The following is a 26,997-nucleotide window of genomic DNA, read 5'->3' on the forward strand; positions in this document are numbered from 1 at the left end:
CTTCCACCAAAGATTCATCTCATGTTCCCACAGCCAGCGCGACACCAGGCACCGCTCCCAGAGTCAGCATGTGATCGATGCTGGCGCGACCGTAAGCGCCGCGATATATCACGACAGCCTCGGTGCTTCCACCGCCATCTCAGCGCGGGTACATTAACGGCGTGCACCTCCTGTGTACGCTCGGTTTGCGTCGGAGCTGATCATCCGACCCGCCGGTAGACGCGAACCAGAGCGTACCCGTCATCGCTCATCCCATCGGAGTCCTCCAAGAATGAAACACCAATTCAAGGCTCGATTCGCGCTCGCCGCGGCGGCTGCTCTTTCCATCGCCGCCGGCGTCGCGCTCGCTGATGGCCTGAAGCGCACGCCTTCGCCTGCCGGCGCGGAGGTGTATTTCATCGCGCCCGTCGATGGCGCGACAGTCACCAGCCCGGTGACGGTGAAGTTCGGCTTGAAGGGCATGGGCATCGCCCCGGCGGGCATCACGTTCGACAACACCGGCCATCATCACCTCATCATTGACGCGGACCTGCCGCCGGCCGGCGCGCCGATTCCGACCGACGCGAATCATATGCACTTCGGCAAAGGCCAGACCGAAGCGACCCTCGAACTCAAGCCGGGCAAGCACACGTTGCAGCTGTTGCTCGGCGACTTCGGCCACGTGCCGCACGATCCGATCGTGACTTCGAAGAAAATCACGATCACGGTGAAGTGACGCGATCCATCCTGCATGTGGACATGGACGCGTTCTACGCGTCCGTGGAGATGCGCGACAATCCCGAGTTGCGCGGCAAACCAGTGATCGTGGGCGGCCTCGGCGGACGTGGTGTCGTCGCGGCCGCTTCCTATGAAGTGCGCAAATACGGCGTGCACTCCGCCATGCCGATGCGCGAAGCGCTGAAGCGCTGCCCGCACGCGGTATGCGTGAAGCCGCGTTTCGAACAGTACAAATCAGTCTCCAACGCCGTCTTCGAGATCTTTCATCGCTTCACACCGTTGGTGCAGGGATTGTCGCTCGACGAGGCGTTCCTCGATGTAACTCACAGCCAGGCGGCGCTTGGCTCGGCGGAATCGATTGCGAAGCAGATCAAGCAGCTCATCCTGCAGCAGACTCAGCTGACGGCGTCGGTCGGGGTTGCGCCCAACAAGCTGGTTGCGAAGATTGCCTCGGATCTGCGCAAGCCGGATGGGCTGGTCGTGGTGCCGCAGGAACAGGTGACCGCGATTCTGGATCCGCTGCCGATTCGACGCCTGCATGGCCTTGGCAACAAGACCGCTCCCCTGCTCGAGCGAATCGGCATCGTGACTTTGCGCGATCTGCGGCTCGCGCCCGACGCGACGTTGCGCTCTGTGTTTGGGAAATACACGTCGCAGATGAAGGCGCGTGCCGCCGGCGAAGACGATCGACCGGTGATTCCGGATTACGATGAGAAGCAGATCTCTTCCGAAACGACTTTCGATAAAGACATCGTCGATCCTTCGCAGCTGCACGCTGTGCTCGCACAGCTAGCCGATCGAACCGCAGCCCGGTTGCGGGCGCAGGGCTGGCTGTCGGAGCGCGTGACAGTGAAGATTCGCCGCCACGACTTCAAAACATACACGCGCCAGTGCGCCGTTCGCCCGGCGACCCAGGAAACAAAGCCTCTCGCCGCGGCGGCAGCGAACCTGCTCAACGAATGGATCAAAGCACAGCCTCGCACACCGGTTCGCTTGCTCGGCGTCGGAGCCGGAGATCTCACAGCTCAACCGCAGCTGGAATTGTTTTCGGCGCCAGAGTCGAAGAAGAACAAGCACCTCGACGCGGCGCTGGATGATATTCGCGCGAAGTTTGGGAATACGGCGGTGTCGCGGGCGAGCTCGCTGAAGAGTCGCGACTCGCACTAACCATGCGCGCGTCAGGCAGCAACAGTAATTCCGGCCGCCTGAGCACGGCGCGCGGGCTGCACAACAATCTGGACATGCTGATCCAGCGACACCAGCGCCTGCATCAAGCGTTCGAGCGAAATGTTCTGAAGCTTATAGCGCCGGACCTGAGAGACTTTGGGTTGGCTCATGCCGATGATGGCGGCCGCTTCCGTTTGGCTCAGGTTGCGTTGGTCGATCAGACCATTGAGCTTCATCGCGAGAACAGCTTTCGCCGACAGCTCTGCCGCATCCTCGAAACCGAGATCCACCAGGGCGTTGGTGGTGCCCTTGGAATTTTTGGCCTTGCGACTCATTGCACGCTCCCGCTCGCCTCGTAACGGGCGAGCACCGACTTCATTCGTTTCTCGATCAGCTCCACATCGGGCCGCGGCGTGGCGATGCCGGACTTGGATTTCTTCTGAAATGCATGCAGCACATGCACCCTATCGCCGATCCGCACCGTATAGACGGCGCGAAAGGTGTCGCCCCGATGATCCTCGACCAGCTCGTACACTCCCGAACCGTTCTCTCTCCAGGGTTTGGCAGAGTCAGGCGTGCCGCCCAACTGCACGACGAATAGCGCAACGCCCATGTCCTTCTGGACGGGAAGCGGAAACTCCTTGAAATCCTTCTTCGAGGAGCCCTCCCAGTACAGAGGCTTGCGGTTCTCAGGCATCACTATACCCGTTCGGGTATAGATTTCAAGCTGCGTGATCTTCGGCATCCTTGCCATTCCTCGACATAACGTCCGCGACTTCCACTTAAGGCTGTATCTTTGCTCGCGAGCGCGCGGCTACATTTGGCCGCGGCTCGCCGAGCCGGGACGTTTATTTATTTGGACTCCTCATCATGGATCGATGTTTTCTTCCCCACCGAAACCCGCGGCGCCAGTTGCAGCTTCCTCGCACGCAACCGAGGTGAAGCTAACGCGGGAGCGATGCGCGGGCACTGGCGCGAGATTTCGCACGCCACTTCCAGTTCAGCCGCGATGAGTTGAGTGCCGAGCAAGCGCGTCATGTGCAGTCGGCGAGTGTCGTTTGCAGCGGCGAAGCGGATCAGATCCGGCCAGAAGGCGGGATTGGTGGGCCAGCGAGGCATCATCAGTTCGCCGTAACTTCCAGCAATGCATCTGATTTGCCAGAGCGGTGTGTTGACCAACCGCTTGGCCGTGGCGTGGGGCATTGCGTAGACCATGCGCGCAGCCATCGTGTTCTTTCCCGCGACATGCCACGCATGTAGCAGCGCCAATTCACAGAACGAACACTGCGCCGACGCATCCCCCACGCGCGCATAACGCTGAACGGCCAACGCGCTCGCCGATGAGGTCGCGTTGTCGCACACCGCATTCCAGAAGTTTTCGTCCTCGAACCCAAGCGAATAAAGCGAATAAGGCATCTCCGCGAGTGCACGCAATGCGCGAGGGGATAGTGCGCAGAGTGCCGCGCGTTGTCGCGGCGGCAGGTGCTGCAGTTGAGTCGAGCTATCCGTGGAGTCGCGCTCCGCTACGAGCAGCTCGAGGTAATCCAGATTGAGGTGACGAATCCGCGCGAGCAGCGCGGCATTGAGCACAGGTGCGCGCACCTCGACATCACGATCGAGCGTCGCTCTTTCGACAGCAATCGAATGTGCGCTCGCACCGTTAACTAAAGACTGTTCCGTGTAGCTCGATGACATGCCGCTTCCTTGCGAACTGAGGGGCGACGAATGTATTCGGAGCTTTACGCGCAGGTCAATTGCGGAGCACACTATGCGCGTCCGCAGACAAGTCAACAGACATCAATGGACGGCACAGAACAGGGAGTTCGCATGGACCACGACAACGATTCGTATAGTAACGAGCGCAGCCGGAATGACCTCGCGCTGCGCATGATTCGCCATGAAGCGCGTACGTGCACGATTCGGGAATGCACCGGCCTCACGGACGATCGCATTCGTCGCCTTTATAAATCGTATGCACATGAGCTGAGCGAAGCACCCGTGCGTCGTCGCCGCGGGAAATCGCCGCGGCAGGTGACCTTCTTCGTCCGCAACACTCGCGCGCAGTTCGAATCTTCGCTACTCGCCGGCGCATTCGCCGCCTTCGGCCTCTTGTATGCAATAACGAACCAGATGCCGAGCGAGCCACCCGATGCGCTCGACTACGGCCGCCGGTTCTGCGATGCATACGAAACACACCAACAGCTACTCAACACGCCGACGCTCTCGTTCGAGCACGCGTGGTTCCTGCTCCAGCTCCTGAACCGCAGCGGCGATCTGCGCGCCGTGCGTTGTCGACACTGCGACAGCTACTACCTGCGCGACAAATTCAACCTCTGTCGCCACACCTGCCCGACATGCAGACTGAAACGGGCGCGCGTCCGGCGCGTCAGGCCCCGCAGACCCTGTTCCAGTTCACGCGCTGTAATGCGCGACTGATAAACTGCCCGCATGCCACTGCGCTCGCCCAACATCCTCGCCGGACCTTATCTCGAACGTGCCGCGCACCGTCGCAAGGACGAGACGCATGTGCAGGCGGTGCTGGCCGATCCGCGGACGCTGTTCGTGCCGGTCTGGCAAACGCGCAATTCCGTGCTTCGGCAGGGCGAGCTGCTGACCGCCCATTTCGTCACCGGCATGCAGGCCTTCGGCCCGATCGCCGTCACCGATTACGTGTGGTTGGGCGAGTTTCGCGGCCAAGCTGTTTTTGCTGTCGGCTTGTCAGGCGAACGCCCGCAACTGGCCGACCCGACCGTGGATTTCCAGGACTTGCGCATGCTCGCCGGAGCGCTGCCGGCCGACGAGGCCGGGCTGCTGGCATACGCGCGCGCCATGATTCACTGGCGCGAGGCCCACCGCTTCTGCGGCCGGTGCGGCTCGCCGACCGAGGCCGTCGATGGCGGCCATGTGCTCAGATGCAGTAACGAAAGCTGCCGTTCGCAGCAGTTTCCCCGCATCGACCCGGCAGTAATCGTGCTGGTCACGGACGGCGAGCGCGCCCTGCTCGGCCGCCAGGCAAGCTGGCCGCCGGGCCGCTACTCGACGATTGCAGGGTTCGTCGAGCCGGGCGAAAGCCTGGAAGACGCCGTCGCGCGTGAAGTCCACGAGGAAACCGGCGTGGATGTGGGCGTGGTGGACTACCATTCGTCTCAGCCGTGGCCTTTCCCCTCATCGTTGATGCTGGGATTTACGGCATACGCCCGTAGCACGGATATCTCGCGAATCGACGACGAGCTAGAGGACGTACGCTGGTGGACGCGCGCCGAGATCGCCGGCGGAGCGGTCGCGCTGCCGATCACGCATTCGATCTCCTTCCGGCTGGTCGAGGATTGGTACGACTCGGGCGCGGCTCGCCCGCTGCGGGAAGAGCCTGGCGTACGAATGTGGCAGTTGCCGCGCCGCTGACCGCGCGACCCATGCGCCTATTTTCAGTGCGCATTCATCCACCGTTAGATCTGCTGCTCTACAATCCTCGCCCATGTGCCTGCTCGTCCTCGCCTGGAAACACCACCCTCGTTACCGCCTGATCCTCGCCGGCAACCGCGACGAGTTTCATGATCGCCCGGCCGCGCCGCTCAATTGGTGGCAGGACGATCCGCGCATCCTCGGCGGACGGGACCTCAAAGCCAACGGCACCTGGCTCGGCGTGGCCCGCTCGGGGCGGTTTGGCGTCGTGACCAACTACCGCGACCTGCAGGCGCCCGTGGAGAACGCCCCTTCGCGCGGCCAGCTGATCCCGCGCTTCCTCACTGGCGCCACCTCCCCGAAAGAATTCCTGGACGACCTGCGCGGCGCGGCGCCTCGCTACTCGGGCTTCAACCTGCTCGTCGGCGGCACACGCGCGCTGTACTACTTCTCCAACCGCGGACCGAACCCTAGGGCGCTGGCGCCGGGCGTATACGGGTTGAGCAATCATCTGCTCGACACGCCGTGGCCTAAGTTGGCGCGCACCCGCGAGCGTTTCAACACATTGCTGTCGCAACCGGAAATCTCGCCGGAAGATCTGTTCGCCATGCTCGCGGACCGTGAGCAGGCCACGGGCACAGACCTGCCGTCCACCGGTCTGCCCGAGGATTGGGAACGCGTGGTGTCCGCGCCGTTCATCGTGAACGAGCGCTACGGCACCCGCTGCTCCAGCGTGCTGCTGGTGGAGCGCACCGGTCGCACGATTCTTCAGGAGCGCCGCTTCGATGCCGCCGGCATCCAGAGCGGCAACTCGCGCTTCGAATTCACCAGCGCCGAAGTGCCCGAGGTGTGGTTCGAAGCCGAAGATCCCGACGAGACGGTGGCGACCGACACTTCGTTCGATTCTTCGCCGGAATAGCCATACGAGCGGCGCTCTCGTGACAGCGAGGATGCGTGCGATGGCGACGGGAGTGCTGGCGACAGCATTGCTGTTGCCATTGCAGGCGGACGCCAAGATCGAGATCGCCATCCCCGAAGTCAGCGAAGCGATCCAGACCAACGTTCGCGCCTTCCTCAGTCTTACGCGCTACGCCGAGCGTGACGATGTCACCGCGGAAGTGATGAGTCGATTGCAGCGGCGCATCGTCAGCGAGACGAGGCAAGCTCTCGAACCCCTCGGCTTCTACGACCCCAATGTCACCTACGACGTAAAGCAGGAAGGCGCCGTCTGGAAGGTGACCATCCACATCGAGCCCGGCCGTCCGGTGCGTCTGTCCGAAGTGAACATCAATGTCACCGGCGCCGGCGCGGAAGATCGCGCGATTCGCGAGCTGCTCGATCAGCAAGAGATCAAGCCCGGCCTGCGCTTGAATCATGGCACTTACGAGCGCGTCAAAGGCAACCTGGTGCGCGTTGCCAAGAACGAAGGCTATCTCGATGCCAAGCTCACGCGACATGACCTGGTGATCGATCGCTTCGAGCGGCGCGCCACCGTCGACCTGGAAGCCGACACGGGCGAACGTTATCTCTTCGGCGACATCGACATCGCGCAGGACGTGATCACCGACGAAGCGATGCGCCGTCTGCTGCGCATGCAGCCCGGCGATCCCTACACGCTAGATACATTGCTGAGAACGCAGTACACGCTCGACGATACGCAGTACTTCTCGGTCGTCGACATCGAGAGCGGCGATCCCGATCCCGTGACTCGCACCGTTCCGATCACGGTGACCGCCGAGCCCAGCAGGAAACATCGCTACGCAGCCAGCGTCGGCTACGGCACCGATACCAAAGCACGCGGCAAGTTCACGTGGGACAACCGGCGCGTGAACGAGGACGGCCACAAGTTCAAGCTCGAGCTGCTCGGCTCGTCCATCGTGAGCGACCTCACCGGCCGCTACGTCGTGCCGGTCATGGATATCGCGCTCGAGAAGCTGGAATTCACCGGTACGCTCCGCGACGAAGAGCTCGGCGACACCCAATCCAAACGGGCCGAAGTCAGTGCCGGTCTCACGCAGGTGCAGGGCCGTTGGCAGCGCGTGCTGAAAGTCGCGCTGGCGGAAGAAGAGACCATCGAGGCCGACAACACGTCGAGCACGAATTTTTATATCGTGCCCAGCATCGCTTACTCGACGCTGCCGAGCTACATCGTCGGCGGACGCAGGCGTCCTTACTCTTTCTCGGCCGAGCTACGCGGCTCACCGGAAACACTGGGCTCCGACGCCTCGTTCCTGCAGCTGCGCCTGAAAGGCGAGCGCATTTTCGACATGAGCGAGCTGTGGCATCTGCATTTGCGCAGTGAGCTTGGCCTCAGCCGCATCGCCGCCACGTCCGACCTGCCAGCCTCGCAACGTTTCTTCGCTGGCGGCGAAGGCAGCGTGCGCGGCTTCGCTCTCAACGAGCTCTCACCCAAGGACGACCAAGGACGGACCGTCGGCGGACGCAATCTTGTGACAGGCACGGTCGAAGTCGTACGCGACCTGCCACGCAACTTCGGCGTCGCGGCCTTCTACGACATCGGCAACGCCTTCGACGATTTCAGCGACCCCATGCTGGAGTATTCGGCCGGGCTCGGCGTCCGCTACAACATCGCCGTGGCCACCTTCGGCGTCGATGTGGCCCAGGCATTGTCCGAGTCGGGCCGCTCGCCGCGCTTTCATCTGTACATCGCGACCCAGTTTTGATGCGCACGCGCCTCATCCTGATCGTTGTCGCGCTCATCCTGCTGGTACCGGTGGTGGCCATCGGCGTGCTGCTGTACTCAGAAGCGGGCCTGCAGATGGTTGCCGCGCAGCTGTGGCGATTGGAGCGCTTCAACGTAAAAATCGAAGGCGTGTCGGGCACGCTCGCCGGGCCGCTACGCGTCGCTCGTTTTGAGCTGAATCATCCGCGCGTGCATGTCGTAGTGAACGACATCGTCATCGAGCCGCAGCTGCGCGGCTTGTTGCTTCAAACATTGCAGGCCGGATCGGTGACGGCGCGCGAGTCGCTGGTCGAACTGCACCAGGTCGACATGCCTCCGAACACGAAACCGCCGCGTTTCCTGCCGCCGTTCCTGCGCGTTGACGCCCGCAATGTCGAGCTCACCAACGTCCGCTACGTGCATATGAATGGCACGGCGGTCGATGCGAAGACCATTCGCGGCCGCGTGACGATCAACTCCAGCCGGCTGCGAGCGCGGGATTTCGCGGTCGACGCCGATCTGTTCGATGCCACCGGCAATGTCGAATTGCTGGCGGCGGCCGCCGCGGATCTGCCGATGGGATTGAAGGGCGAGACCAGCGGTCAGCTGCATCTGCCGGATGTCGATCTGGATTTGAAAGGCGCGGTCGATGGCACCATCGATGAGCTGAAGATCGACGGCGAATTGCTCAAGCCCAGCTCCGTCATGGTCGCCGCCGTCATGACGCGCCCCGAAGACAGCTGGAACATCGCGGGCAAAGTGACCTCGAAGCAGTTTCTGCTCGATCCCTGGCTACCCGACCCGCCGCTGTCGCTGCGAGATATCGCGCTCGACGTTGAATTCAATCCGCAGGGCGTGCACGCCAAAGGCCTGATCGGCGTTCCAGAGATCGACGATCAGGAACTGCTGATCGATGCGCGCGGCCGATATGCGGATCGCACCCTGTTCCTGACGGATTCCGACATCAAGCTGCAGGACTCGCCGGCGGCGCTGCAGACCACCGGCAAGCTGGTCTTCGACGGCTCGGCGCCGACGATCGACCTGTCGGCTCAATGGCAGAACCTGCAATGGCCATTGCGTGGTAAAGCGATTGTCACGAGCTCCAACGGCGACGGCACGCTGAGCGGACCGCTGCCATATGACTTCGCAGTCACGACCAGCCTGGCCGGGCCCAACTTTCCTTCCGGCGCCGGCTCAGCCAGAGGCGTGATCTCCAAGGAGCAGGTCACGGTCGCGAGCTATTCCGTGAATGCATTGGGCGGATCGCTGACGGGCAACGGCCAGCTGCAATTCGCCCAGCCGCGCGCGTGGCGACTCGCGACGAGCACGACCAATGTCAATCCAGCGGGGCTGTTCAAGGATTTTCCCGGCAGCGTGAACATGACGGCCAACGCCTCGGGCGAAGGCTTCGATAAGAAGGCCGCGTTCATCGCCGACGTGAGCGAGCTTCGAGGCACGTTGCGAGGCGAGCCGCTGCGAGGCCGCGGTTACATACAAAGAGATCGTCGCGGCGGCTGGACCGTGCGGAACGCAAGTGTGGGCCTTGCCGATGCACGACTGTCGTTGGATGGCATCTGGAAAGAAACGATCGAAGCGACCTGGTCGTTGGACGCGCCTTCGCTGGATCGCTTGCTGCCGCAAGCCAAGGGCAGGATCGTTTCCAAAGGCAAAGCCAGCGGACCGCTCAAAGGTCTGCACATCACGGGCGATCTGACCGCGAACGACATTCGCTATGAGCAGTGGCAGGCGGGCCAGCTCACGATCAACGGCGATATCGACGCGAGCGGCAAGGCGCCGTCGCGACTGGTCGCGTCCGCCAGCCGGCTCGGCGCCGGCCAGCCCATTGTCGAGAACATGCAGCTCAGTGGCGAAGGCACGGCGCTCGATCACCGTATCAGCATGAATGTCACAGGCGCCGCCCCGACGCCCCGCGACACGCCGCCATCCGCCGAGATGCAGATCGCCGGCAGCTACGATCAAAAGGTATGGAACGCGACGGTCACGACCACGAAGCTCGTCACTGGCAAGGCCGACGACAAGCTTTCCATCGCCGAGCCCGCGAAGATCATGGCGTCGAGCGACCGGGCACAGCTCGACAACTTCTGTTTGATTGCCGGCGCCGGTCGCATTTGCGCGAGCGGCAAATGGCAGCGAGCCGGCGCGTGGGAAGGCACGGTATCCGGATATGAGATTCCATTGGCGCTGCTGCTGCCGCCCGCCGGTCACGAAGCGGAGTACGGCGGACGCATCGAAGGCCGAGTGCATGCATTCGGCGCGCCGAATCAGCCGTGGCAAGGCGAAGCCGGCATGCGCATCATCGACGCCGCCATCATTTATCGCCCGCAAGGCGCCGAGCCGGAAACCTTGAATCTGGGCACGGGCGGTCTCGCCGCCACCGCGAAGCCCGAGCAGATCGATTTCTCGTTCGGTGTGCAGGCGTTCACCGACACCTATCTTTTCGCCAACGCGCATCTGGATCGAAAGCACAGCAACGATCTGCTGCATCTGCCCCTGACCGGCGACATGCGCGCACGCGCGGCGGACGCAAACATTCTGCCGCTGCTGTTTTCCGAAGTGGATAACGCAGCTGGTCTGCTGACCGCGAACGCCACCATCGGCGGCACACTGGCCGAACCGGAGATCAATGGACGCATCGAGCTGGCGAACGGCGAGCTGGATTCGTATCGGGTGAACTTCGCGCTGCGCAATCTGAATCTGGTTGCCGACCTTGCCAGTAACGGCCTGGACTTTCGCGGCACCGGCCGCGCCGGTGAAGGTGAGATGGAAGCGCAGGGAAGATTCAGCTGGAGCGAAGGCAAGTCGCAAGGCAACTTGCATCTGCGCGGCTCGAACTTGCTCGTGGCCGATCTGCCCGAGTATCGCGTGATCGCCTCTCCCGATCTGCGCTTCCTGATCGATGGCAATCAGATCAATGTCGCTGGCGATGTGTTGATTCCGAGCGCACGCGTGCAGCCGAACCAGATCTCCGGCGCTGTGCGCGCGTCAGACGATGCTCGCTACATCAACGAAACTGAAGCGGAGCGCGCCGGTCGCACCACCGTGCACAGCGAGATCAAAGTCACGATTGGCGACGACGTGCGCGTCGAGGCGTTCGGCTTGCAAGGCAGGCTCGCCGGAGGCGTAGGCACAACGGTGCGCACGGGCGAGATTCCTATCGGTCGCGGCGAGCTCATTGTCGTCGATGGGCGTTACGAGGCGTACGGTCAGAAGCTCGAGATCAGCAAAGGCGAGCTGCTGTTCGATGCCTCGCCGCTCGACGATCCGGGCTTGGATATCGAAGCCCGCCGCAGGATCGACACCGTGACGGTAGGCCTGAACGTGCGTGGCACCTTGCAGGCGCCGCGGCTGTCATTCTTCTCAGACCCAACCATGCCGCAGACTCAGATCGTGACTTATCTATTGACCGGCAAGGGATCCGACTCGGTGACGAGCAACGACACCGCGACCATGACGTCGGCTCGCGATACTTTGACCATGCAAGGCGGCGGCCTGCTCGCTTCGCAGATCGGCCGTCGACTCGGCTTGGAAGAAGTCGGTGTCGAAAGCTCGCTCGGCACCGACGGCACCGCGAACACGGCGCTGGTGCTCGGCAAGTTCCTCTCGCCCCGGCTGTTCATCAGCTACGGCATCTCGCTCACGGAGTCGATCAACACGCTGAAGCTGCGTTACACGATCAGCGATAAGTGGGTGTTCAAGACCGAGGCCGGCGAGAATCAGAGCGCGGACCTCGAGTACACGATCGAGCAGTAGCGCTCAATACAGCAGCGCCCGCAGCGTCGCCACCAACGACAGCGGCTGATCCAGCATGACGTGATGATGCGACTCGGGAATCGCGATCGGCCCGCGGCAATTGGGAATGTGAGCGACGATTTCCGCCGCATGCTCGTGAGGCACGATGATGCTGTGATCGCCATAGACATACGACACCGGCGTCACGATGCGCTTCAACATGCTCGACACGTTGTGATGGATGACGAGGCGCGGCTGCGTGTCGTCGAACTTCCAGGTGTAGCCGTCGTCGACCCGTTTGATCGAATGTTCGGCGATGTAGTTGATGATGTACGGCGCCGCCCGATTGTCCGCTGGAATGAGCCGAAAGCGGGCGCGAGCCGCTTCATACGTCGGATAGATTTTCTTCGGCCGCAACTCCGAACTGCGGATCCGCGGCTCGCCATCGTGCAGCTGCAGGTGTGAATCGACGATGATCGCGCGGCCCACCCGTTCGGGGTGCTCCGCGCAAGCTTGCAGTACTCGCCCGCCACCGAAGCTATGACCGACGACCACAGGCCGATCGAATCCGGCCGCATCGATCGCTGCCAGCAAGTCGCGCGTGTAGTTCTCTTCCGTGTATTGATCGCGGTTGCCGCTGTCGCCCATCCCGGAGAAATCGAATGCGACGACGCGGAAGCGCTCCATAAAGAACGGCGCAATGAAACTCCACCAGCGAGCGTGCGCGCGAAAGCCGTGTGCGAGCACGAGGCCGGGCTTGTGCGTCTCGTGCTCGTTCCAGATCAAATAATGAATCGCCGTGCCGCCGGCATCCACATAGCGGGACTCGCACGGCGCAGCGAGCGCTCGTGTGAACCATTCAGGCGGTAAAAAATCCAGGACCGGAGCGTCGCTCATCGCTCAATCGAACTCGGTGGGCAGCGCGCGATCCAGATGATGCTTGTAGGCGCACTGGATCTGCGCCGCCGTGACGCGCCCGGTCGATAGCTCCGGCAGCTCGGCGACCGGAAAAAACTTCACGTCGGTAGTTTCGTAGCTGGTCCGGAAATCGCCGCCGGTGATTTCGCAGACGAAGAACATCTTCCAGACGTGGTACAGAAACTTCGGATGATTGTGTTTGTTACGGTCGAAGATCGCCGCCAGCTTGACGGCCCGCGCGGTGAAACCCGACTCCTGTTCGATCTCTTTTTCCACGGCGTGCGACGGCGTGTCGTTCACGTCCGCCCAGCCGCCGGGCAAAGTCCACTTGCCATCGACGCGCTCTTTCACCATCAATACCTGCTCGCCGCGAAACACCGCGCCGCGCACGTCGACCTTCGGCGTCGAATAGCCGTCTTCGACCATCCACAGGGCGCGCACCTTGTCCGGCGTCATTGCCGACTCGAGTGCTAGCAGTTCGCCGGCTATCTGCGCCATCTCGCGATATCGCTCTCTGTCGTATTCTTCCTGTGAGAAATGCAGACCGGTTTGTGACAGCGCCAGCAAGCGGCGCGAGAGGTCGAGCACTGACATAGTTAACAGAGAATTTAGCAAAGAGACCCGAAGCTTCTCGCGCCGGCGCGATGCATGCAACTTCAGAAAGACCGACATGCCCCTGCGTACTGCACTATGATTGCCGCCCAGCAGACTGTTCCCTGTCCATGAACGATTCCTCTCACGTGGCCTCCGCCACGTCCGCGGCTCAACGCATCGATGGCCGCGGCCTCTCCGCCGCCATCTCCGCCTTCCTGATCTGGGGGCTGATGCCGCTGTACATGAAACTGTTGGCGACGATCCCGGTCCTGCAAATCACCGCGCATCGCATGTTGTGGGGCTGCCTGGTCGGTTTCGGCTGGCTGGCGGCGCGTGGCGACACGCACCAGACATGGAGCGCGCTGTCGAATCCGCAAGTTCGCCTGCGGCTGTGCGCCTCGGCGACGTTCATCGCGATCAACTGGTCGATTTTCATGTGGGGCATCGCTACCGCCCACGTCGTGGAAATCAGCCTCGGTTATTTCATCGGGCCGCTGCTCAACGTGGCGCTCGGCGTCGTTTGTTTTCGCGAGCGGCTCAATCGTATGCAATGGCTGTCCGTGGCGATCGCCGCGGCCGGTGTGCTCTATCTCACCTGGGCTGCGGGTCGGCCGCCGTATGTGTCGATCGCGCTGGCGCTGAGCTTCGGCCTGTATGGCCTGGTGCGAAAAACCGCCAACGTCGAAGCGCTGCCGGGCTTCACCGGCGAAACGCTGTTGTTGCTGCCGTTCGCGGCGGGATTTGTGATGTGGTGTGAGCTCTCGGGCAGCGGCGCGATGAGCCAGAACTCGTTCGAGACCACTCTTCTTTTATTGTTGGGTGGACCGCTGACCGCCGTTCCGCTGGTCTTGTTCGCCGTGGGTGCGCGGCGCATTCCCTTGTTCACCATCGGACTTTTGCAATACATCGCGCCCAGTCTGCAGCTGGCGTGCGCGGTGCTGGTATTTGGGGAATCGTTCAGCGGACCGCGCGTGGTCGGTTTCTCGATGATCTGGACGGCGCTCGCCGTTTTCGCCCTCGACGGAGTGCTCGCCTCCCGCCGTCGGACCTGACGCAAAATCCGTTATTGACGGCCTCTGCATAATTATGCATGATGCGCGCCTTTTTATGCACAGGTGCGTCTGGGCGCCCGTGCCGCTACCGAGGGCGTCCACACCGACATGGCTGCTGAGATTCACCAATCCGTCGCGCGCCGGGCCGCGATTCTCCGAATCATCGGAGAGTCGACCGTGCGCAATCAGGACGAATTGGTGAAAATCCTTCACAAACAAGGATTTGACGCCACTCAGTCGAGCGTCAGCCGCGACTTGCGCGAGCTCGGCGTCGCCAAGGCCGGCGACCGCTACATCCTGCCCGCGCAGGATGCCGCCGCGACCAACAACCCGTTCGCCGCCGTCGCCAGGTTCGTGCTCGAGATCAAGACCGCCGGCACGTCGCTGACCGTCCTCAAGACCATGACCGGCACGGCGCAAAGCGTGGCGGTCGCCATCGACAGCTCGGACTGGGCCGAGGTGGTCGGCACCATCTCGGGCGACGACACGATCTTCATCGCGACCGACGAGCCGAAGGATCAGAAGAAGCTGCGCGAGCGCCTTCGCGGCATCTTCGGCATCTGAGCGGCACAGCCGCCTCGCGCGAACCTCTATGGCAGACCAGCTATTTGTTTTGATACGGAAACAAGCATGAGCACACTTCCTCCTGGCAACGAACCGATTCTGCTGGCCTTCTCCGGCGGCCTGGACACGTCATTCCTGGTGCCGTGGCTGTCCGAGAACTACAAGCGTCCGATCATCACCGTGACCGTCGATACCGGCGGTATCGACGCCGAAGCGGCGAAGGTGCTGGATCAGCGTGCGCGTGCGCTCGGCGCGAAGGATCACATCCTGGTCGAGGCGAAGAAGGATTACTTCGAGCAGGTGATCAAGTACCTGATCATGGGCAACGTGAAGCGCGGCCAGATGTATCCGCTGTGCGTCGGCGCCGAGCGCGTCATGCAGGCGCAGACCATCGCCGAATACGCGAAAAAGCTGGGCACGAAAGTGATCGCTCACGGCTGCACCGCCGCCGGCAACGATCAAGTGCGCTTCGAAGTCGCGCTGCGTACGCTCGCGCCCGAGCTGACCATTCTCGCGCCGGTGCGCGACCAGGCGTTCAAGCGTCCCGATCAGTTGAAGTATCTGCAGGATCGGAATCTCACCATCCCGCCGTACGGCGCCGCCTATTCGGTGAATCGCGGCCTGTGGGGCGTGACGATCGGTGGTAAAGAGACGCTCACGTCGGATGGCAGCATTCCGGATCATGCGTGGGTGCTGTCGAAGGATGCGTACTCGAATCCGCAGGCGCCGGAAGTGCACACCATCGGCTTCGAGAAGGGCATTCCCGCCAGCCTCGACGGCGTGAAGCTCGATCCGGTGAGCGTGATCGAGAAGGTCGAAACGATCGGCGCGAAGTTCGGCGTCGGCCGGGGCATTCACCTGGGTGACACGATCATAGGCACCAAGGGCCGCGTTGCGTTCGAGGCGCCCGCTGCCGAAGTACTGATTACTGCGCATCGCGAGCTGGAGAAACTGGTAATGACCGGCCGTCAGCAGCGCGTGAAGGAAATGTTGTCCGGTCCGTACGGCGATCTGGTGCACGAAGGCCAGCATCTGGATCCGGTGTGCCGCGACATGGAAGCGCTGTTCGTGAATTCGCAGGCGCGGGTCACCGGTGAAGTGAAGGTGCAGTACCACCCGGGCAACGCGTTTGTCGCCGGAGTGACTTCGCCCTACTCCATCATGGCCGCCTCCAAGGGCGTCTATGGTGAAGCGGCTGGTGAGTGGACAGCAGCCGATGCCCTGGGCTTCTCGAAGATGGTCGGCCTGCCCGGCATGTTCTGGACGCGTGCCGGTGCTGGGCAGGACGCCCGAATGCCGGGGGCGCAGGGAAGCGCTGGACCGGCCCAGAACAAGTGAGTTGTTTCTTAACTTCTGAACAGGTGAATCGAACACAGCCATGAAGACAGTAGTCGTCGACAAGATCGCGTCCATCACCCAGGCACTGAACCTGGGGCATGAGTTGCGTGTCGCCACGGACAACATTCCTTGCGAGGAAGGCGTGGTGCTGGTTGTCGAGATCCTCAACAACAAGTCGACATACAACACCCTGGAGCTGACCAGCGGCCGCATGGCCAAGGCCGCCAAGGGCGACATCATCGTCGGCGCGCTCGGCCATCGTCAGGCGCTGTTCGGTTACTCGGGTCATTTGCCGACCTCGGTGAAGGAAGGCGACATCATCCAGGTGCTGAACATCGGCGGCGTGCTGGGCGTGGTCGAGTCGGTGAACCCGGAAAAGGGCCAGCCGTTCAACGCCAAGGTCATAGGCGTGGTGCTGCAGTTCCCGTATCTGGGCGAGCGCATCGGCGTGCCGGCGCGGGTCGGCTACAAACGTCTCGACTACAACGTCGCTGTGAACACGCGGAATGTGCCGGTCGTGGCGCTCGCGGGCACTTGTATGGAAGCGGGCAAGACGGCAGCGGCGTGCGCCATCGTCGCTCGCATGCGGCACCGTGGCTTGAACGTGCATGCATTCAAGGCCACCGGTGTTTCTCTGCGCCGTGACATTCTGGCGATGGAAGACGCCGGCGCCCGCAAGAGCATGATCTTCACCGATCTGGGCGTCGTCACGACCACTGCGAAGACGGGCCCGGCAATCACGCGCGCGCTGCTGACGGAAATGTCGCAAGGCGAGCCGGATGTGATCGTGTTCGAGCTCGGCGACGGCATCCTCGGCGCGTACGGCGTCGAAGCGATTCTGTCGTCGCCGGATATTCGTAACGCGCTCACCTCGGTGGTGTTGTCGGCGAACGATCCGGTCGCTGCGTGGGGCGGCGTGAAGCTGCTGCGCGAGCAGTTCGGCATCGAGCCGTCGGTCGTCACGGGTCCGGCGACGGACAACGCGGTCGGCGTGAACATCATCAAGGACAAGTTCGGCGTGCCGGCCTTCAACGCCATCACCGACGGCGCGGCGCTGGGCGACTGCGTGATCGATTCGTTGAAGCTGACTCCGAAGACCAAGGCGGAAGTGATCGAAGAATGAGCGACGCAAAGATTCCTGTCATTGTCCTCGGCGGCACCGGCTACGTGTCGGGCGAGCTGCTGCGCCTCATTGCCGGTCATCCGCGCCTGCAACTGAAAGCCATTCTTTCGGACAGCCAGCCCGGCGAGCCGGTGGCGAAGTTCTTTGCGCATCTGGCGCCGATCTATCCCGAGCTGAAGTTCTCCAGCCTGGATGAGGTGAAGCAGCTGGTCGGCACGCTGCCGACGTCGGCCATCATCTCCGCCGCGCCTCATGGCGTGGCGGCGAAGCTCATCGATGACGTTCTCACGGCTGCCGAAGCAAAAGGCACGAAGCCGCGCGTCATCGACATTTCGGCCGACTATCGCTACAGCACGGCCAGCGCCTATGAAGCGGTGTACAAGCATGCTCACGGCGCGCCGAATCGCATCGCGCAGTTCAGCTGCGCAGTGCCGGAGCACCTGGACAAGATCACGACACCGCATGTGGCGCATCCGGGTTGCTTCGCGACCGCGGTGTTGCTGTCGAGCGTGCCGTTGTTGTCGCTGGGCCTGGTCGAGCCGCGTTTGTTTGCTGCCGGCATCACGGGCAGCACCGGCTCGGGCCGCACGCCGAGCGCAGGCACGCATCATCCGCAGCGGCACAGCGATCTGTACGCGTACAATCCGCTGTCGCATCGGCATACGCCGGAGATCGCAGCGCTCGCGCAAGTGGCGTCACAGGTGAAGGCGGAGTTCAGCTTCGTTCCGCACTCCGGCCCGTTCGCGCGTGGCATTCATGTCACGGTGCAGGCGAAGGCGCTGAAGCCGATCAAAACGCCCGAGCTGCTCGAGGCGCTGAAAGGTTTCTACGCCGGCAGGACTTTCGTTCGTGTCGTCGGCGAGATGCCTCATGTAAAAGACGTCGCGGCCAGCAACTACGCGTTCCTGAGCGCGGCTGCCAATGGGGAATCCGTCGCCGTGATGTGCGCCATCGACAACCTGGTGAAGGGCGCAGCCGGCGGCGCGATGCAATGGTTGAATCGAGTGTTCGACCTGGACGAAACGACCGGCCTGACGACGCCGGCCGCCGGTTGGACCTGATTGCTTAGAAGAGTGCAAACAACTTGAGCGCAGCTACCACGAGTTCGAACGCCCCCGCCGATCATCTGGCGCCCGTCTACGCGCAGTTTCCGTTGCAGATCACGGACGCGCGCGGCGTGTTCTTGCACAAGCCCGACGGCGGCAAAGTGCTGGACCTCTATGGCGGTCACGCCGTGGCGGCGCTGGGCTACGGTCATCCGCGCTGGGTCGAGGCGCTGACCGAGCAGGCGAAGTCACTTTGTTTCCAGAGCAATGCCGTCGCGCTCGACGTTCGCCGTCGCGCAGCGACCCGGCTCGCGAAGTTCTGCGGGCTCGGGCTCGACACCGTGTTCTTCGTGAACTCGGGCGCGGAAGCGAACGAGAACGCGCTGAAGCTCGCCTGCAAAATGACCGGCGGCACACAGGTGATCGCGGTCGAGGGCAGCTTCCATGGTCGCACCGCCGCTGCCGGCGCAGTGACCTGGGGCGCGGACAAGAAGTGGTACGGCTTCCCGAACACCCCGTTCGAAGTGAAGTTCATCAAGCCGACGACCACCGCGGCCGAGCTGAGCGCGCTGATCAACGATCAAACGGCCGCCGTCATCGTCGAGCCGGTGCAAGGCGTTGCCGGTGCCGTCGATATGCCGAAGGAATTCCTGCAGGCGCTGCGCTTCCGCTGCAGCGAGAACGGTTCCGTGCTGATCTTCGACGAGGTCCAATGCGGTTTCGGACGCACGGGCCATCCGTTCGCGGCCAACATGTATGAAGTGACGCCGGACATCATCACGACCGCGAAGGCGCTCGGTGGCGGCTTCCCCGTGTCGGCGATGCTGGTGGCGGATCATGTCGCGCCTTATTTGAAGATGGACTCGCTGGGCACGACGTTCGGCGGCGGCCCGATGGCCTGCGCCATCGTCGAAACCGTCGTCGACATCATCGAATCGGAAGGCTTGCTGAAGAACGTCCAGCAGCGCTCGGCGGAAATTCGCGAGACCTGCATGGTCGGTCCGGTCGTCGGCTCGCAAGGCGCCGGCTTGTTGCTGGGCCTGCGCACCTCGCGCCCCGCCAAGGACGTGCAGGCGGAGCTGTTGAAGCTGGACATCCTCACCGGCACCAGCGCCGATCCGAATATCCTGCGTATCCTGGCCCCCTTCGTCTTGGAAAGTGAGCACGTCGAGCTGCTGCGCAAGGCGCTCGCCCGACTGCCGAAATGACTCAGCGCATGAGTCGCAAACTCAGCGAGCAATAACCATGAATCGTTTTCTCGACCTGGGCGATTTTCCGCGCGAGCAAGTGAAGGACCTGCTGGGTCTCGCCGCTCGCCTGCAGCAGACACCGCAGCCGCAAGCGCTTGCCGGCAAAGTGCTCGGCCTGCTGTTCTTGAATCCGTCGCTGCGTACGCTGGCTTCGTTCCAAAGCGCGATGATGCGTCTCGGCGGCACCGCCGTCGTCATCACACCGGGCCAGGGCACGTGGCAGATGGAAACGCGCTCGGGCGCGATCATGAATGGCGCCGCCGCCGAGCACGTGCGTGAAGCGGTGCCGGTGCTCGCTTCGTACTGCGACGCTATCGGCATTCGCATGTTTGCCGAAGGCCGCAACCTCGCCGCCGATCTGGCCGAGACCGGCTTCCGCATGATGGCGGACCTTTGTGACAAGCCGCTCGTGAACATGGAGTCGGCGATGGGACACCCCTGCCAGGCGCTGGCCGACTGGCACACGATGGATGAGTTGCGCGTGCCCGAGCGCGGCAAGTTCGTGCTGAGCTGGGCGAATCATCCTCGCGCGCTGCCGCTGGCCGTGCCGTCATCGACAGTTCACATGGCCGCGATGCGCGGCATGGACGTCGTCGTGTTGCGTCCGGAAGGGTTCGCGTTGCCCGAGCCCATCATGGAAAAAGCACGACAGGCCGCGAAGGCGTCGGGCGGTTCCGTACGTGAGACGGACAATCGCGCCGAAGCGCTCGATGGCGCGCACGTGATCTACGCCAAAGAGTGGGGTTCGCCCCAGCACTACGGCGACGACGAGGCCGACAAGCGCCTGCGCGAGTACCTCAGCGACTGGTGTGTGAAGGAGAGCTGGTTCCGGGCGGCGGATCCCGGCTGTCATTTCATGCATTGCCTGCCAGTTCGGCGTAATGTCGCGGTGGCCGACGAAGTTCTGGACGGACCGCGCAGCGTGGTCATCCGTGAAGCGTTCAACCGCATGGTCGTGCAGATGGCCGTCCTGTACCGGCTGCTCCGGGGCTGATCGGTATCCCGACCAGTCATCATTCATTGTCATTCGTCATTTCTAAGGAATATTGCCGTGGTGCTTCGCTCTGATCCCTCCGTTGCCGTTCGCGCTCTGCGCAGCGCCGCACCGTACATCCGCATGTACAAGGGCAAGGTGTTCGTCATCAAGGCCAGCGGCGGTGTGTTCGGCGACATCGAGTCCACCCGCACGCTGATCGAACAAGTCGCGATCCTGCATCAGGTCGGCATCCGCGTCGTGCTCGTGCATGGCGGCGGTCCGCAGCTGTCGCAGATCCAGGAATCCTTGGGCATCACGCCGCGCATGGTCGCGGGCCGTCGCGTTACCGACGAGAAGTCCATGGAAGTTACGAGCATGGTGCTCAATGGCCTGGTGAACACCCAGATTCTCGGCATCTGTCGCGAACTGGATATCGCCGCGGTTGGCGTCAGTGGCGTCGACGCGGGCTTGGTCCGCGCGCACAAGCGACCGCCGGTGCAGGTCGAAGGTCAGACCGTCGATTACGGTTTGGTCGGCGACATCGATTTGATCGACGCGAAGGTGCTGCAGCAGTTGCTCGAGGACGGCTTGATGCCGGTCGTGAGCCCGGTGTCGGCCGATGACAAAGGCACGCTGCTGAACATCAACGCCGACACGGTCGCGGCCGGCATTGGCGCCGCGCTGAAGGCGGAGAAGCTGATGCTCGTCACTGGCGCGCCCGGCATTCTCGAGTCGCTGGAAGATCCGCGCTCCATCATTTCGTACACCGATCTGGCGGGCCTGAAGAAGCTCAAGGATCAGGGCAGCCTGAAAGACGGCATGCTGCCGAAGGCCAAGGCCATCGAAGAAGCGATTCGCGGCGGCGTGCGTCGCGTGCACATCACTTCCTACAAGACCCCGGACAGCATCCTCGCCGAAGTCTTCACGAACGAAGGCACCGGCACGCTGGTGGTCGAAAACGTCAGCGCGCTGAGCGCGGCCGAGCAGCACGCTTAACCATGAGTCGGCTCTGGGACAAAGGCGCCCCCCTCGACGAGCGTGTATTGCGATACACGGCCGGCGAGGATCACGCGCTCGACAATCGTCTGGTCGAATACGACGTGCGCGCTTCGATCGCGCACGCCGAGATGCTCAATGCCCAAGGTTTCCTGCCGGCAGCGGATCTGGAAGCGATCCGTCGCGGCCTGAGCGAAATCGCCGCCGAGCACGCGGCCGGCAAGTGGCAAGTGTCGCTCGAGCATGAAGACGGTCAGACTGCGCTGGAAAGCTTGCTGACGGAACGCATTGGCGAGGCCGGCAAGCGCGTCCATCTCGGTCGCTCGCGTAACGATCAAGTGCTCACAGCGCTGCGTCTCTATCTGCGCGACGCCGTCGATGAATTGAAACAACGCGTCGAAGGCGCGGTCCAGGCGCTCGATGAGTTGGCGGCACGCGAAGGTGACGTTGCGTTGCCTGGCTACACTCACATGCAGCAAGCGATGCCCAGCTCCGTGAAGTTGTGGGCCGGCGGCTTCGCTGCGGAGTTGCGCGACGACGCCGAGGGCTTGCAACAGGTGCATCGTCGTTTGCAGAAGAGCCCGCTCGGCTCCGCTGCAGGCTATGGCTCGCCGAATCTGTCGATCGATCGTGAAGCGACCGCGAAGAAGCTGGCGTTCGCGTCAGTTCAACAACCCGTGACATCGGTGCAGCTGTCGCGTGGCAAGGCTGAAGCGCAGCTGTTGTTCGAGATCTCAATGGTCATGCAGGACGTGGCGCGTCTCGCGTCCGACCTGATGCTGTTCTACACGCAGGAGTTCTCGTTCGTCGCGCTGCCGGATGCGTTCACGACCGGCTCGTCGATCATGCCGCAGAAGCGCAATCCAGACGTGTTCGAGCTGATCCGCGGCCGCAGCGCCAGCGCGCAGGCCTGTTTGCTCGAAGTGATGGGCATCGTCGCCAAGCTGCCGTCGGGATATCAGCGCGACCTGCAGTTGATCAAAGTGCCTTTGTTCCGTGGCATCGATCTATGCCTGGACACGCTGGGAATTCTGCCGTCGGCGCTGGCCGGCGTGACCTTCCGCAAGGATCGCATCCGGCTCGATCCGTCGATCCACGCGGCCGCGGAGGCCAACGAACTGGTGGTCAAGGAAGGAATCTCTTTCCGCGAAGCTTATAGACGCATCGGGGACAAGCTGCGTAAAACGTAGCCTTCGACCTCGGAGCCCAGCAGTCATGTCCATCTGGTTCAAGCCCTACAAGCTCGCCGATCTCACCGCTCACATCGGCATGGCGAAACATTTGGGCATCGAATTCACCGAGCTCGGCCCGGACTTTCTCCGGGGTCGCATGCCCGTGGAAGATCGCACCCATCAGCCCCATGGCATCCTGCACGGCGGCGCATCGGTTGCTTTAGCCGAAACGCTCGGCAGCTACGCGGCCATGCTGACGACCGATCCGGACAAATATCGGTGTCTCGGTCAGGAGATCAACGCCAACCACATCCGCGGCGTCTCCAGCGGGTTCGTCATCGGCACCGCGCGCCCGATTCATCTCGGCCGTCGCAGTCATGTCTGGGACATTCGTATCGTCGACGAACGCGACAAGTTGGTGTGCATTTCGCGCCTCACGATGGCGGTGATCGAGATCGAGCCCAAGAACTGACCCCGGCCGGGGAGGGTCATTTATAATGCGCCGATGAAATCATCCGTGCGCAGATTCGGGCCGGCCCTGCTGCTGTTCAGCCTGGCGGGTTGCGGCCTGAAAGGTCCGCTGTATTTACCTGACGACAAGCAGCAGGAAGTGCCTGCGCAGACGCCGAAGCCGGTGCTCGAAGGCAGCAAAGTTCGTACGCTGCCGCCGGCGCCTCAGGCGCAAAAGAAAGATCGCGAGCGCTCGCGCACCGAGCAATCGACGCCCGATCCGTCGGCGCCGGCGCAATCGCAGCCGACGCCGGTCTCTCCGCCCGATCCCGATCGTCCCGCCACCCCTCCGCCGCCGCCGAAATCGGGTCAGTAATGGCAACTCAACGCAAGCTCGTCCTGGTGGACGGCTCAGGCTACTTGTATCGCGCATTTCATGCGTTGCCGCCGCTGACCAACTCGCGTGGCGAGCCCACGGGTGCGGTGCTCGGCGTGCTCAACATGCTGCAGAAACTGCGCAAGGAAGAGTCGCCGGATCTGATCGCCGTGGTATTCGACGCGCCCGGCAGAACATTCCGCGATGAGCTGTTCGAAGAGTACAAGGCTACGCGCACGCCCATGCCCGACGAGCTGCGCTCGCAGTTGCAGCCGTTGCTCGACAGCGTTCGCGCCATGGGTCTGCCGTTACTGCGCATCGAAGGGGTCGAAGCCGACGACGTGATCGGCACCTTGGCCTGCGAAGCCGCCGCGCAGAATTACGATGTGATCATCTCCACCGGCGACAAGGACATGGCGCAGCTGGTGAACGAGCGCATCACGCTGGTCAACACGATGACCGGCTCGCGCTTGAATCGCGACGGCGTGAAGACCAAGTTCGACGTGTATCCCGAACAGATCATCGACTATCTCGCGCTGGTCGGCGACACCTCGGACAACATTCCCGGCATTCCCAAAGTCGGCCCGAAAACCGCGGCGAAATGGCTCGGCGAATACGGCACGCTCGACAAGCTGGTGGAGAACGCCGCCGCCATCACTGGCAAGGTCGGCGAGAACCTGCGCAACGGCATGAAAGAGCTGGAGCTGTCGCGCAAGCTCGCAACGATCGACCTCAAAGTGAAATTGGAGCAGCCGTTCGAAACATTGAAGGTCGGCGACCCCGATAAAGATCGTTTACGAGAGCTGTTTACGCGCATGGAGTTTCGCGCGCTGCTGAAGCAGATCGTCGGCGACGAAGGTCCCAGCGCATCGGCAGCGGCCGCCGTAACTTCTGCAGAGCCTCCCGCCGAAGGCGCTCCGCCTCCTCCCGTTCCGCGCAACTACGAAACCGTGGTGACAGCCACAGCGCTGGAAACATGGGTCGCGCAGCTCAAATCGGCGAATGTGATGTCGCTGAATGTAGCGACTACCTCCGGCGGCTACATGCAGGCCGACATCGTCGGTCTCGCATTCAGCGTCGAGCCCGGCGCCGTAGCGTACGTGCCGATCGGTCACAACTATCCCGGCGCGCCCGAGCAGCTGTCGCGCGACGTCGTATTGAAAGCACTGAAGCCCGTACTCGAAGCCGAGCAGCCGCTCAAAGTCGGCTACGACCTGAAATACAAAGGTCACGTGCTGAAGCGCGCCGGCATCGAGCTGCGCGGCGACAAGTTCGACATCATGCTCGAGTCGTACGTGTTGAACAGCACCGCGGCCAAACACGAGCTGGGGCCGATCTCACGTCGCTATCTCGGCATCGACCCCATTGCTTATGAGAGCGTCGCCGGCAAAGGCGCGAAGCAAATCGAATTCAACCAGGTGGCGCTCGATACGGCGACTAACTATGCAGGCGAAGAAGCAGACCTCGCTCTGCAACTGCATCGCCTGCTCTGGCCGCGACTCGAAGCGTTGCCGCCGCTGAAAGAGCTGTACGAGAACATCGAACAGCCGCTGGTGCCGGTGCTGCTGAAGATGGAACAGGCGGGCGTGCTGCTCGATGGCGACCTGCTTCGCAAACAAAGCGGCGAGCTGGCCACGCGGATGCGCGAGATCGAGGCACAAGCATACGCAGCCGCGGGCCAGCAGTTCTCGCTGGAATCGCCCAAGCAACTGCAGGAAGTCCTGTTCAACAAGATGGGGCTGCCAATCATCCGTAAGACACCGACGGGTCAGCCGTCGACCGCGGAAGACGTGCTCGAAGAGCTGGCGGCGAGTTATGAGCTCCCCAAGCTCATCATGGACTACCGCGCGTTCGCGAAGTTGAAATCCACGTACACGGACAAGTTGCCGCTGGAGATCAATCGCTCCACGCAACGCGTGCATACTTGTTATCAGCAAGCGATCGCTGCGACTGGCCGGCTGTCTTCCGCCGAGCCGAATCTGCAGAACATTCCGATCCGCACGCCGGAAGGCCGCCGTATCCGGCAAGCGTTCGTGGCGCCGAAGGGCTGGTGCATCGTCGCGGCCGATTATTCCCAGATCGAGCTGCGCATCATGGCGCACCTGTCCGGCGACGAAGGCCTGCTGAAAGCCTTCAGCGAAGATCGCGACATCCATCTGGCAACCGCTGCCGAAGTGTTCGGCATGACTCTCGACACCGTGACCGCGGATCAGCGCCGCACGGCGAAGATGATCAATTTCGGCTTGATTTACGGCATGTCGGCATTCGGCCTGGCCTCGCGGCTCGGCATCGAGCGCAGCACGGCGGCGCGCTACGTGGAGACATATTTCCAGCGTTATCCCGGCGTGCGGCGTTACATGGATGAAACACGGCAGCTCGCGCACGAGCGCGGTTTCGTCGAAACGGTGTTCGGGCGTCGTTTGTATCTAAACGATATCAACGCACGCAACGCAGCTCTGCGCCAGGCGGCCGAGCGCGCCGCAATCAACGCACCGATGCAAGGCACGGCGGCGGATGTGATCAAACGCGCCATGATCCAGGTGGCTCATTGGCTGTCGCAATCCAAGCTCGAAGCGCGCCTGCTGTTGCAGGTGCATGACGAACTTGTCTTCGAAGTGCGACGCGAGCTCGCGGAAGATCTGATCGCACATGTACGGGAGCTGATGAGCGGGGCCGCGGAGCTGCGTGTGCCGCTCAAAGTGGATGCCGGCATCGGCGAAAACTGGGACGAAGCGCACTGATCATCGCGGTGCGCGGTCGCGCACGGGCGTCGTCACCCCCATTTCATTTCCGATTCAGGTTGATCATGCATCCTGGTGCAACCTGATGCCCTGTCCGACTATTTCATTAGTCGGTCGTCATTAGTCACATCAAAGGACTTCATCCATGCGTAAAGCAATTCTGGCCTCCGCGTTGTTGCTGGCGAGCACGGCCACGATGGCCGCCGACAACGGCATCTATCTCGGCGCCAGCCTCGGCCAGGCCAACACCGAGCTCGATCGGGACGCCACTGGCCTGGACCTCGATGGCGACGACACCGGCTTCAAGATCATCGCGGGCATCCGGCCGCTCGACTGGTTCGGCATCGAGGCGAGCTATGTGAATTTTGGCGAAGTGAAGGAAGGCCCGTTGTCCGTGGAGAGCGACGGCATCACGGGGTTCGGCGTGTTTTTCTTACCTGTCGGCCCGGTCGACCTGTTTGCTAAAGGCGGTGTGATCAGCTTCGACACCGACGTCAAAATCCGCAACTTCGGTAACTTCCGCGATGACGGCACGGACTTCGCGTACGGCGTCGGCGCGCAATTTCGCTTCCTCAGCCTGAGCGTGCGCGCCGAATACGAAATGTTCGATATCGATAACGTGGACGACGCCAACATGCTCTCCATCGGCGTTACGTATACGTTCCTCTAAAGCATCCGCTCT

Annotated in this window: 25 protein-coding genes; 20 read left to right on the top strand and 5 right to left on the bottom strand. The window is 62.6% G+C overall.

Features of this window, described 5'->3' with window-relative positions; all coding sequences use genetic code 11:
• The first annotated feature begins 271 nt into the window (after nucleotides 1–271).
• Nucleotides 272–715, top strand: coding sequence for a DUF4399 domain-containing protein (locus GYH35_RS30595; RefSeq protein WP_161810055.1), 444 nt, complete (start codon nucleotides 272–274; stop codon nucleotides 713–715).
• Nucleotides 712–1,884, top strand: a complete 1,173-nt coding sequence (locus tag GYH35_RS30600) for a DNA polymerase IV (RefSeq protein ID WP_161810056.1) — start codon at nucleotides 712–714, stop codon at nucleotides 1,882–1,884. The genes GYH35_RS30595 and GYH35_RS30600 overlap by 4 nt, the downstream gene beginning before the upstream one ends.
• Nucleotides 1,885–1,895: 11 nt before the next feature.
• On the opposite strand, the gene GYH35_RS30605 is transcribed toward GYH35_RS30600, so the two are convergent.
• From GYH35_RS30605 to GYH35_RS30615, 3 genes are all read right to left on the bottom strand, one after another.
• Nucleotides 1,896–2,219 (bottom strand): helix-turn-helix domain-containing protein, encoded by a 324-nt coding sequence (locus tag GYH35_RS30605; protein ID WP_161810057.1) that lies wholly within the window; start codon nucleotides 2,217–2,219, stop codon nucleotides 1,896–1,898.
• The gene (locus GYH35_RS30610; RefSeq protein ID WP_161811308.1) at nucleotides 2,216–2,581 is read right to left on the bottom strand and encodes a type II toxin-antitoxin system RelE/ParE family toxin; all 366 of its coding nucleotides are present in this window, start codon (nucleotides 2,579–2,581) and stop codon (nucleotides 2,216–2,218) included. Before GYH35_RS30610 ends, GYH35_RS30605 begins: the two co-directional genes overlap by 4 nt.
• Before the next feature lie 155 nt (nucleotides 2,582–2,736).
• On the bottom strand, nucleotides 2,737–3,579 hold the full coding sequence (locus tag GYH35_RS30615; RefSeq protein WP_161810058.1) for a hypothetical protein: 843 nt from the start codon (nucleotides 3,577–3,579) through the stop codon (nucleotides 2,737–2,739).
• A 132-nt stretch (nucleotides 3,580–3,711) separates the two neighbouring features.
• Between GYH35_RS30615 and GYH35_RS30620 the strand changes: the two genes are divergently transcribed.
• From GYH35_RS30620 to GYH35_RS30640, 5 genes are all read left to right on the top strand, one after another.
• Complete coding sequence (locus tag GYH35_RS30620) at nucleotides 3,712–4,320, top strand: FlhC family transcriptional regulator (RefSeq protein WP_161810059.1); 609 nt, start codon at nucleotides 3,712–3,714, stop codon at nucleotides 4,318–4,320.
• A gap of 90 nt (nucleotides 4,321–4,410) precedes the next feature.
• Nucleotides 4,411–5,286 carry an NAD(+) diphosphatase gene (nudC, locus tag GYH35_RS30625; RefSeq protein ID WP_202624872.1) on the top strand — a complete coding sequence of 292 codons (876 nt, stop codon included), beginning with the start codon at nucleotides 4,411–4,413 and terminating at the stop codon, nucleotides 5,284–5,286.
• 73 nt (nucleotides 5,287–5,359) lie between these two features.
• Nucleotides 5,360–6,205, top strand: a complete 846-nt coding sequence (locus GYH35_RS30630; protein WP_161810061.1) for an NRDE family protein — start codon at nucleotides 5,360–5,362, stop codon at nucleotides 6,203–6,205.
• Nucleotides 6,206–6,245: 40 nt separating this feature from the next.
• A complete protein-coding gene (locus GYH35_RS30635; RefSeq protein ID WP_161810062.1) occupies nucleotides 6,246–7,970 on the top strand; it encodes an autotransporter assembly complex protein TamA in 1,725 nt (574 codons plus the stop codon).
• Entirely contained in the window at nucleotides 7,970–11,740 is a 3,771-nt protein-coding gene (locus GYH35_RS30640; protein ID WP_161830396.1) for a translocation/assembly module TamB domain-containing protein, read from the top strand. Before GYH35_RS30635 ends, GYH35_RS30640 begins: the two co-directional genes overlap by 1 nt.
• 3 nt (nucleotides 11,741–11,743) lie before the next feature.
• Here GYH35_RS30640 and GYH35_RS30645 read toward each other — a convergent pair whose 3' ends face one another.
• Both GYH35_RS30645 and GYH35_RS30650 read right to left on the bottom strand, forming a co-directional pair.
• On the bottom strand, nucleotides 11,744–12,616 hold the full coding sequence (locus GYH35_RS30645; protein ID WP_161810064.1) for an alpha/beta fold hydrolase: 873 nt from the start codon (nucleotides 12,614–12,616) through the stop codon (nucleotides 11,744–11,746).
• 3 nt (nucleotides 12,617–12,619) lie between these two features.
• The gene (locus GYH35_RS30650) at nucleotides 12,620–13,231 is read right to left on the bottom strand and encodes an NUDIX hydrolase (RefSeq protein ID WP_161810065.1); all 612 of its coding nucleotides are present in this window, start codon (nucleotides 13,229–13,231) and stop codon (nucleotides 12,620–12,622) included.
• A 128-nt stretch (nucleotides 13,232–13,359) separates the two neighbouring features.
• Between GYH35_RS30650 and rarD the strand changes: the two genes are divergently transcribed.
• The 13 genes from rarD (at nucleotide 13,360) to GYH35_RS30715 (ending at nucleotide 26,985) form a co-directional block, all read left to right on the top strand.
• Nucleotides 13,360–14,283 carry an EamA family transporter RarD gene (gene rarD / locus GYH35_RS30655; RefSeq protein WP_161810066.1) on the top strand — a complete coding sequence of 308 codons (924 nt, stop codon included), beginning with the start codon at nucleotides 13,360–13,362 and terminating at the stop codon, nucleotides 14,281–14,283.
• 108 nt (nucleotides 14,284–14,391) lie between these two features.
• Nucleotides 14,392–14,847: an arginine repressor gene (locus tag GYH35_RS30660; RefSeq protein WP_161810067.1), complete on the top strand. Its 456-nt coding sequence runs from the start codon at nucleotides 14,392–14,394 to the stop codon at nucleotides 14,845–14,847.
• A 66-nt stretch (nucleotides 14,848–14,913) separates the two neighbouring features.
• Entirely contained in the window at nucleotides 14,914–16,185 is a 1,272-nt protein-coding gene (argG, locus tag GYH35_RS30665) for an argininosuccinate synthase (RefSeq protein WP_161810068.1), read from the top strand.
• Nucleotides 16,186–16,225: 40 nt separating this feature from the next.
• Complete coding sequence (locus GYH35_RS30670; protein ID WP_161810069.1) at nucleotides 16,226–17,308, top strand: hypothetical protein; 1,083 nt, start codon at nucleotides 16,226–16,228, stop codon at nucleotides 17,306–17,308.
• The gene (gene argC / locus GYH35_RS30675; protein WP_161830397.1) at nucleotides 17,305–18,369 is read left to right on the top strand and encodes an N-acetyl-gamma-glutamyl-phosphate reductase; all 1,065 of its coding nucleotides are present in this window, start codon (nucleotides 17,305–17,307) and stop codon (nucleotides 18,367–18,369) included. The genes GYH35_RS30670 and argC overlap by 4 nt, the downstream gene beginning before the upstream one ends.
• Nucleotides 18,370–18,392: 23 nt before the next feature.
• Nucleotides 18,393–19,562 (top strand): aspartate aminotransferase family protein, encoded by a 1,170-nt coding sequence (locus tag GYH35_RS30680; RefSeq protein ID WP_161810071.1) that lies wholly within the window; start codon nucleotides 18,393–18,395, stop codon nucleotides 19,560–19,562.
• A 37-nt stretch (nucleotides 19,563–19,599) separates the two neighbouring features.
• Nucleotides 19,600–20,598, top strand: coding sequence for an N-acetylornithine carbamoyltransferase (locus GYH35_RS30685; RefSeq protein WP_161810072.1), 999 nt, complete (start codon nucleotides 19,600–19,602; stop codon nucleotides 20,596–20,598).
• Nucleotides 20,599–20,655: 57 nt separating this feature from the next.
• Complete coding sequence (argB, locus tag GYH35_RS30690; RefSeq protein ID WP_161810073.1) at nucleotides 20,656–21,576, top strand: acetylglutamate kinase; 921 nt, start codon at nucleotides 20,656–20,658, stop codon at nucleotides 21,574–21,576.
• A 2-nt stretch (nucleotides 21,577–21,578) separates the two neighbouring features.
• A complete protein-coding gene (gene argH, locus GYH35_RS30695) occupies nucleotides 21,579–22,766 on the top strand; it encodes an argininosuccinate lyase (RefSeq protein ID WP_161810074.1) in 1,188 nt (395 codons plus the stop codon).
• 25 nt (nucleotides 22,767–22,791) lie between these two features.
• Complete coding sequence (locus GYH35_RS30700) at nucleotides 22,792–23,220, top strand: hotdog fold thioesterase (RefSeq protein ID WP_161810075.1); 429 nt, start codon at nucleotides 22,792–22,794, stop codon at nucleotides 23,218–23,220.
• 33 nt (nucleotides 23,221–23,253) lie between these two features.
• Nucleotides 23,254–23,574, top strand: a complete 321-nt coding sequence (lptM, locus tag GYH35_RS30705) for an LPS translocon maturation chaperone LptM (protein WP_161810076.1) — start codon at nucleotides 23,254–23,256, stop codon at nucleotides 23,572–23,574.
• Nucleotides 23,574–26,315 carry a DNA polymerase I gene (gene polA / locus GYH35_RS30710; RefSeq protein ID WP_161830398.1) on the top strand — a complete coding sequence of 914 codons (2,742 nt, stop codon included), beginning with the start codon at nucleotides 23,574–23,576 and terminating at the stop codon, nucleotides 26,313–26,315. Before lptM ends, polA begins: the two co-directional genes overlap by 1 nt.
• Nucleotides 26,316–26,460: 145 nt before the next feature.
• Entirely contained in the window at nucleotides 26,461–26,985 is a 525-nt protein-coding gene (locus GYH35_RS30715) for an outer membrane beta-barrel protein (RefSeq protein ID WP_161810078.1), read from the top strand.
• Nucleotides 26,986–26,997 lie beyond the last annotated feature (12 nt).

Origin of the sequence: Steroidobacter agaridevorans, from assembly GCF_009932555.1 — a bacterium.
Classification (GTDB): Bacteria; Pseudomonadota; Gammaproteobacteria; order Steroidobacterales; family Steroidobacteraceae; genus Steroidobacter; species Steroidobacter agaridevorans.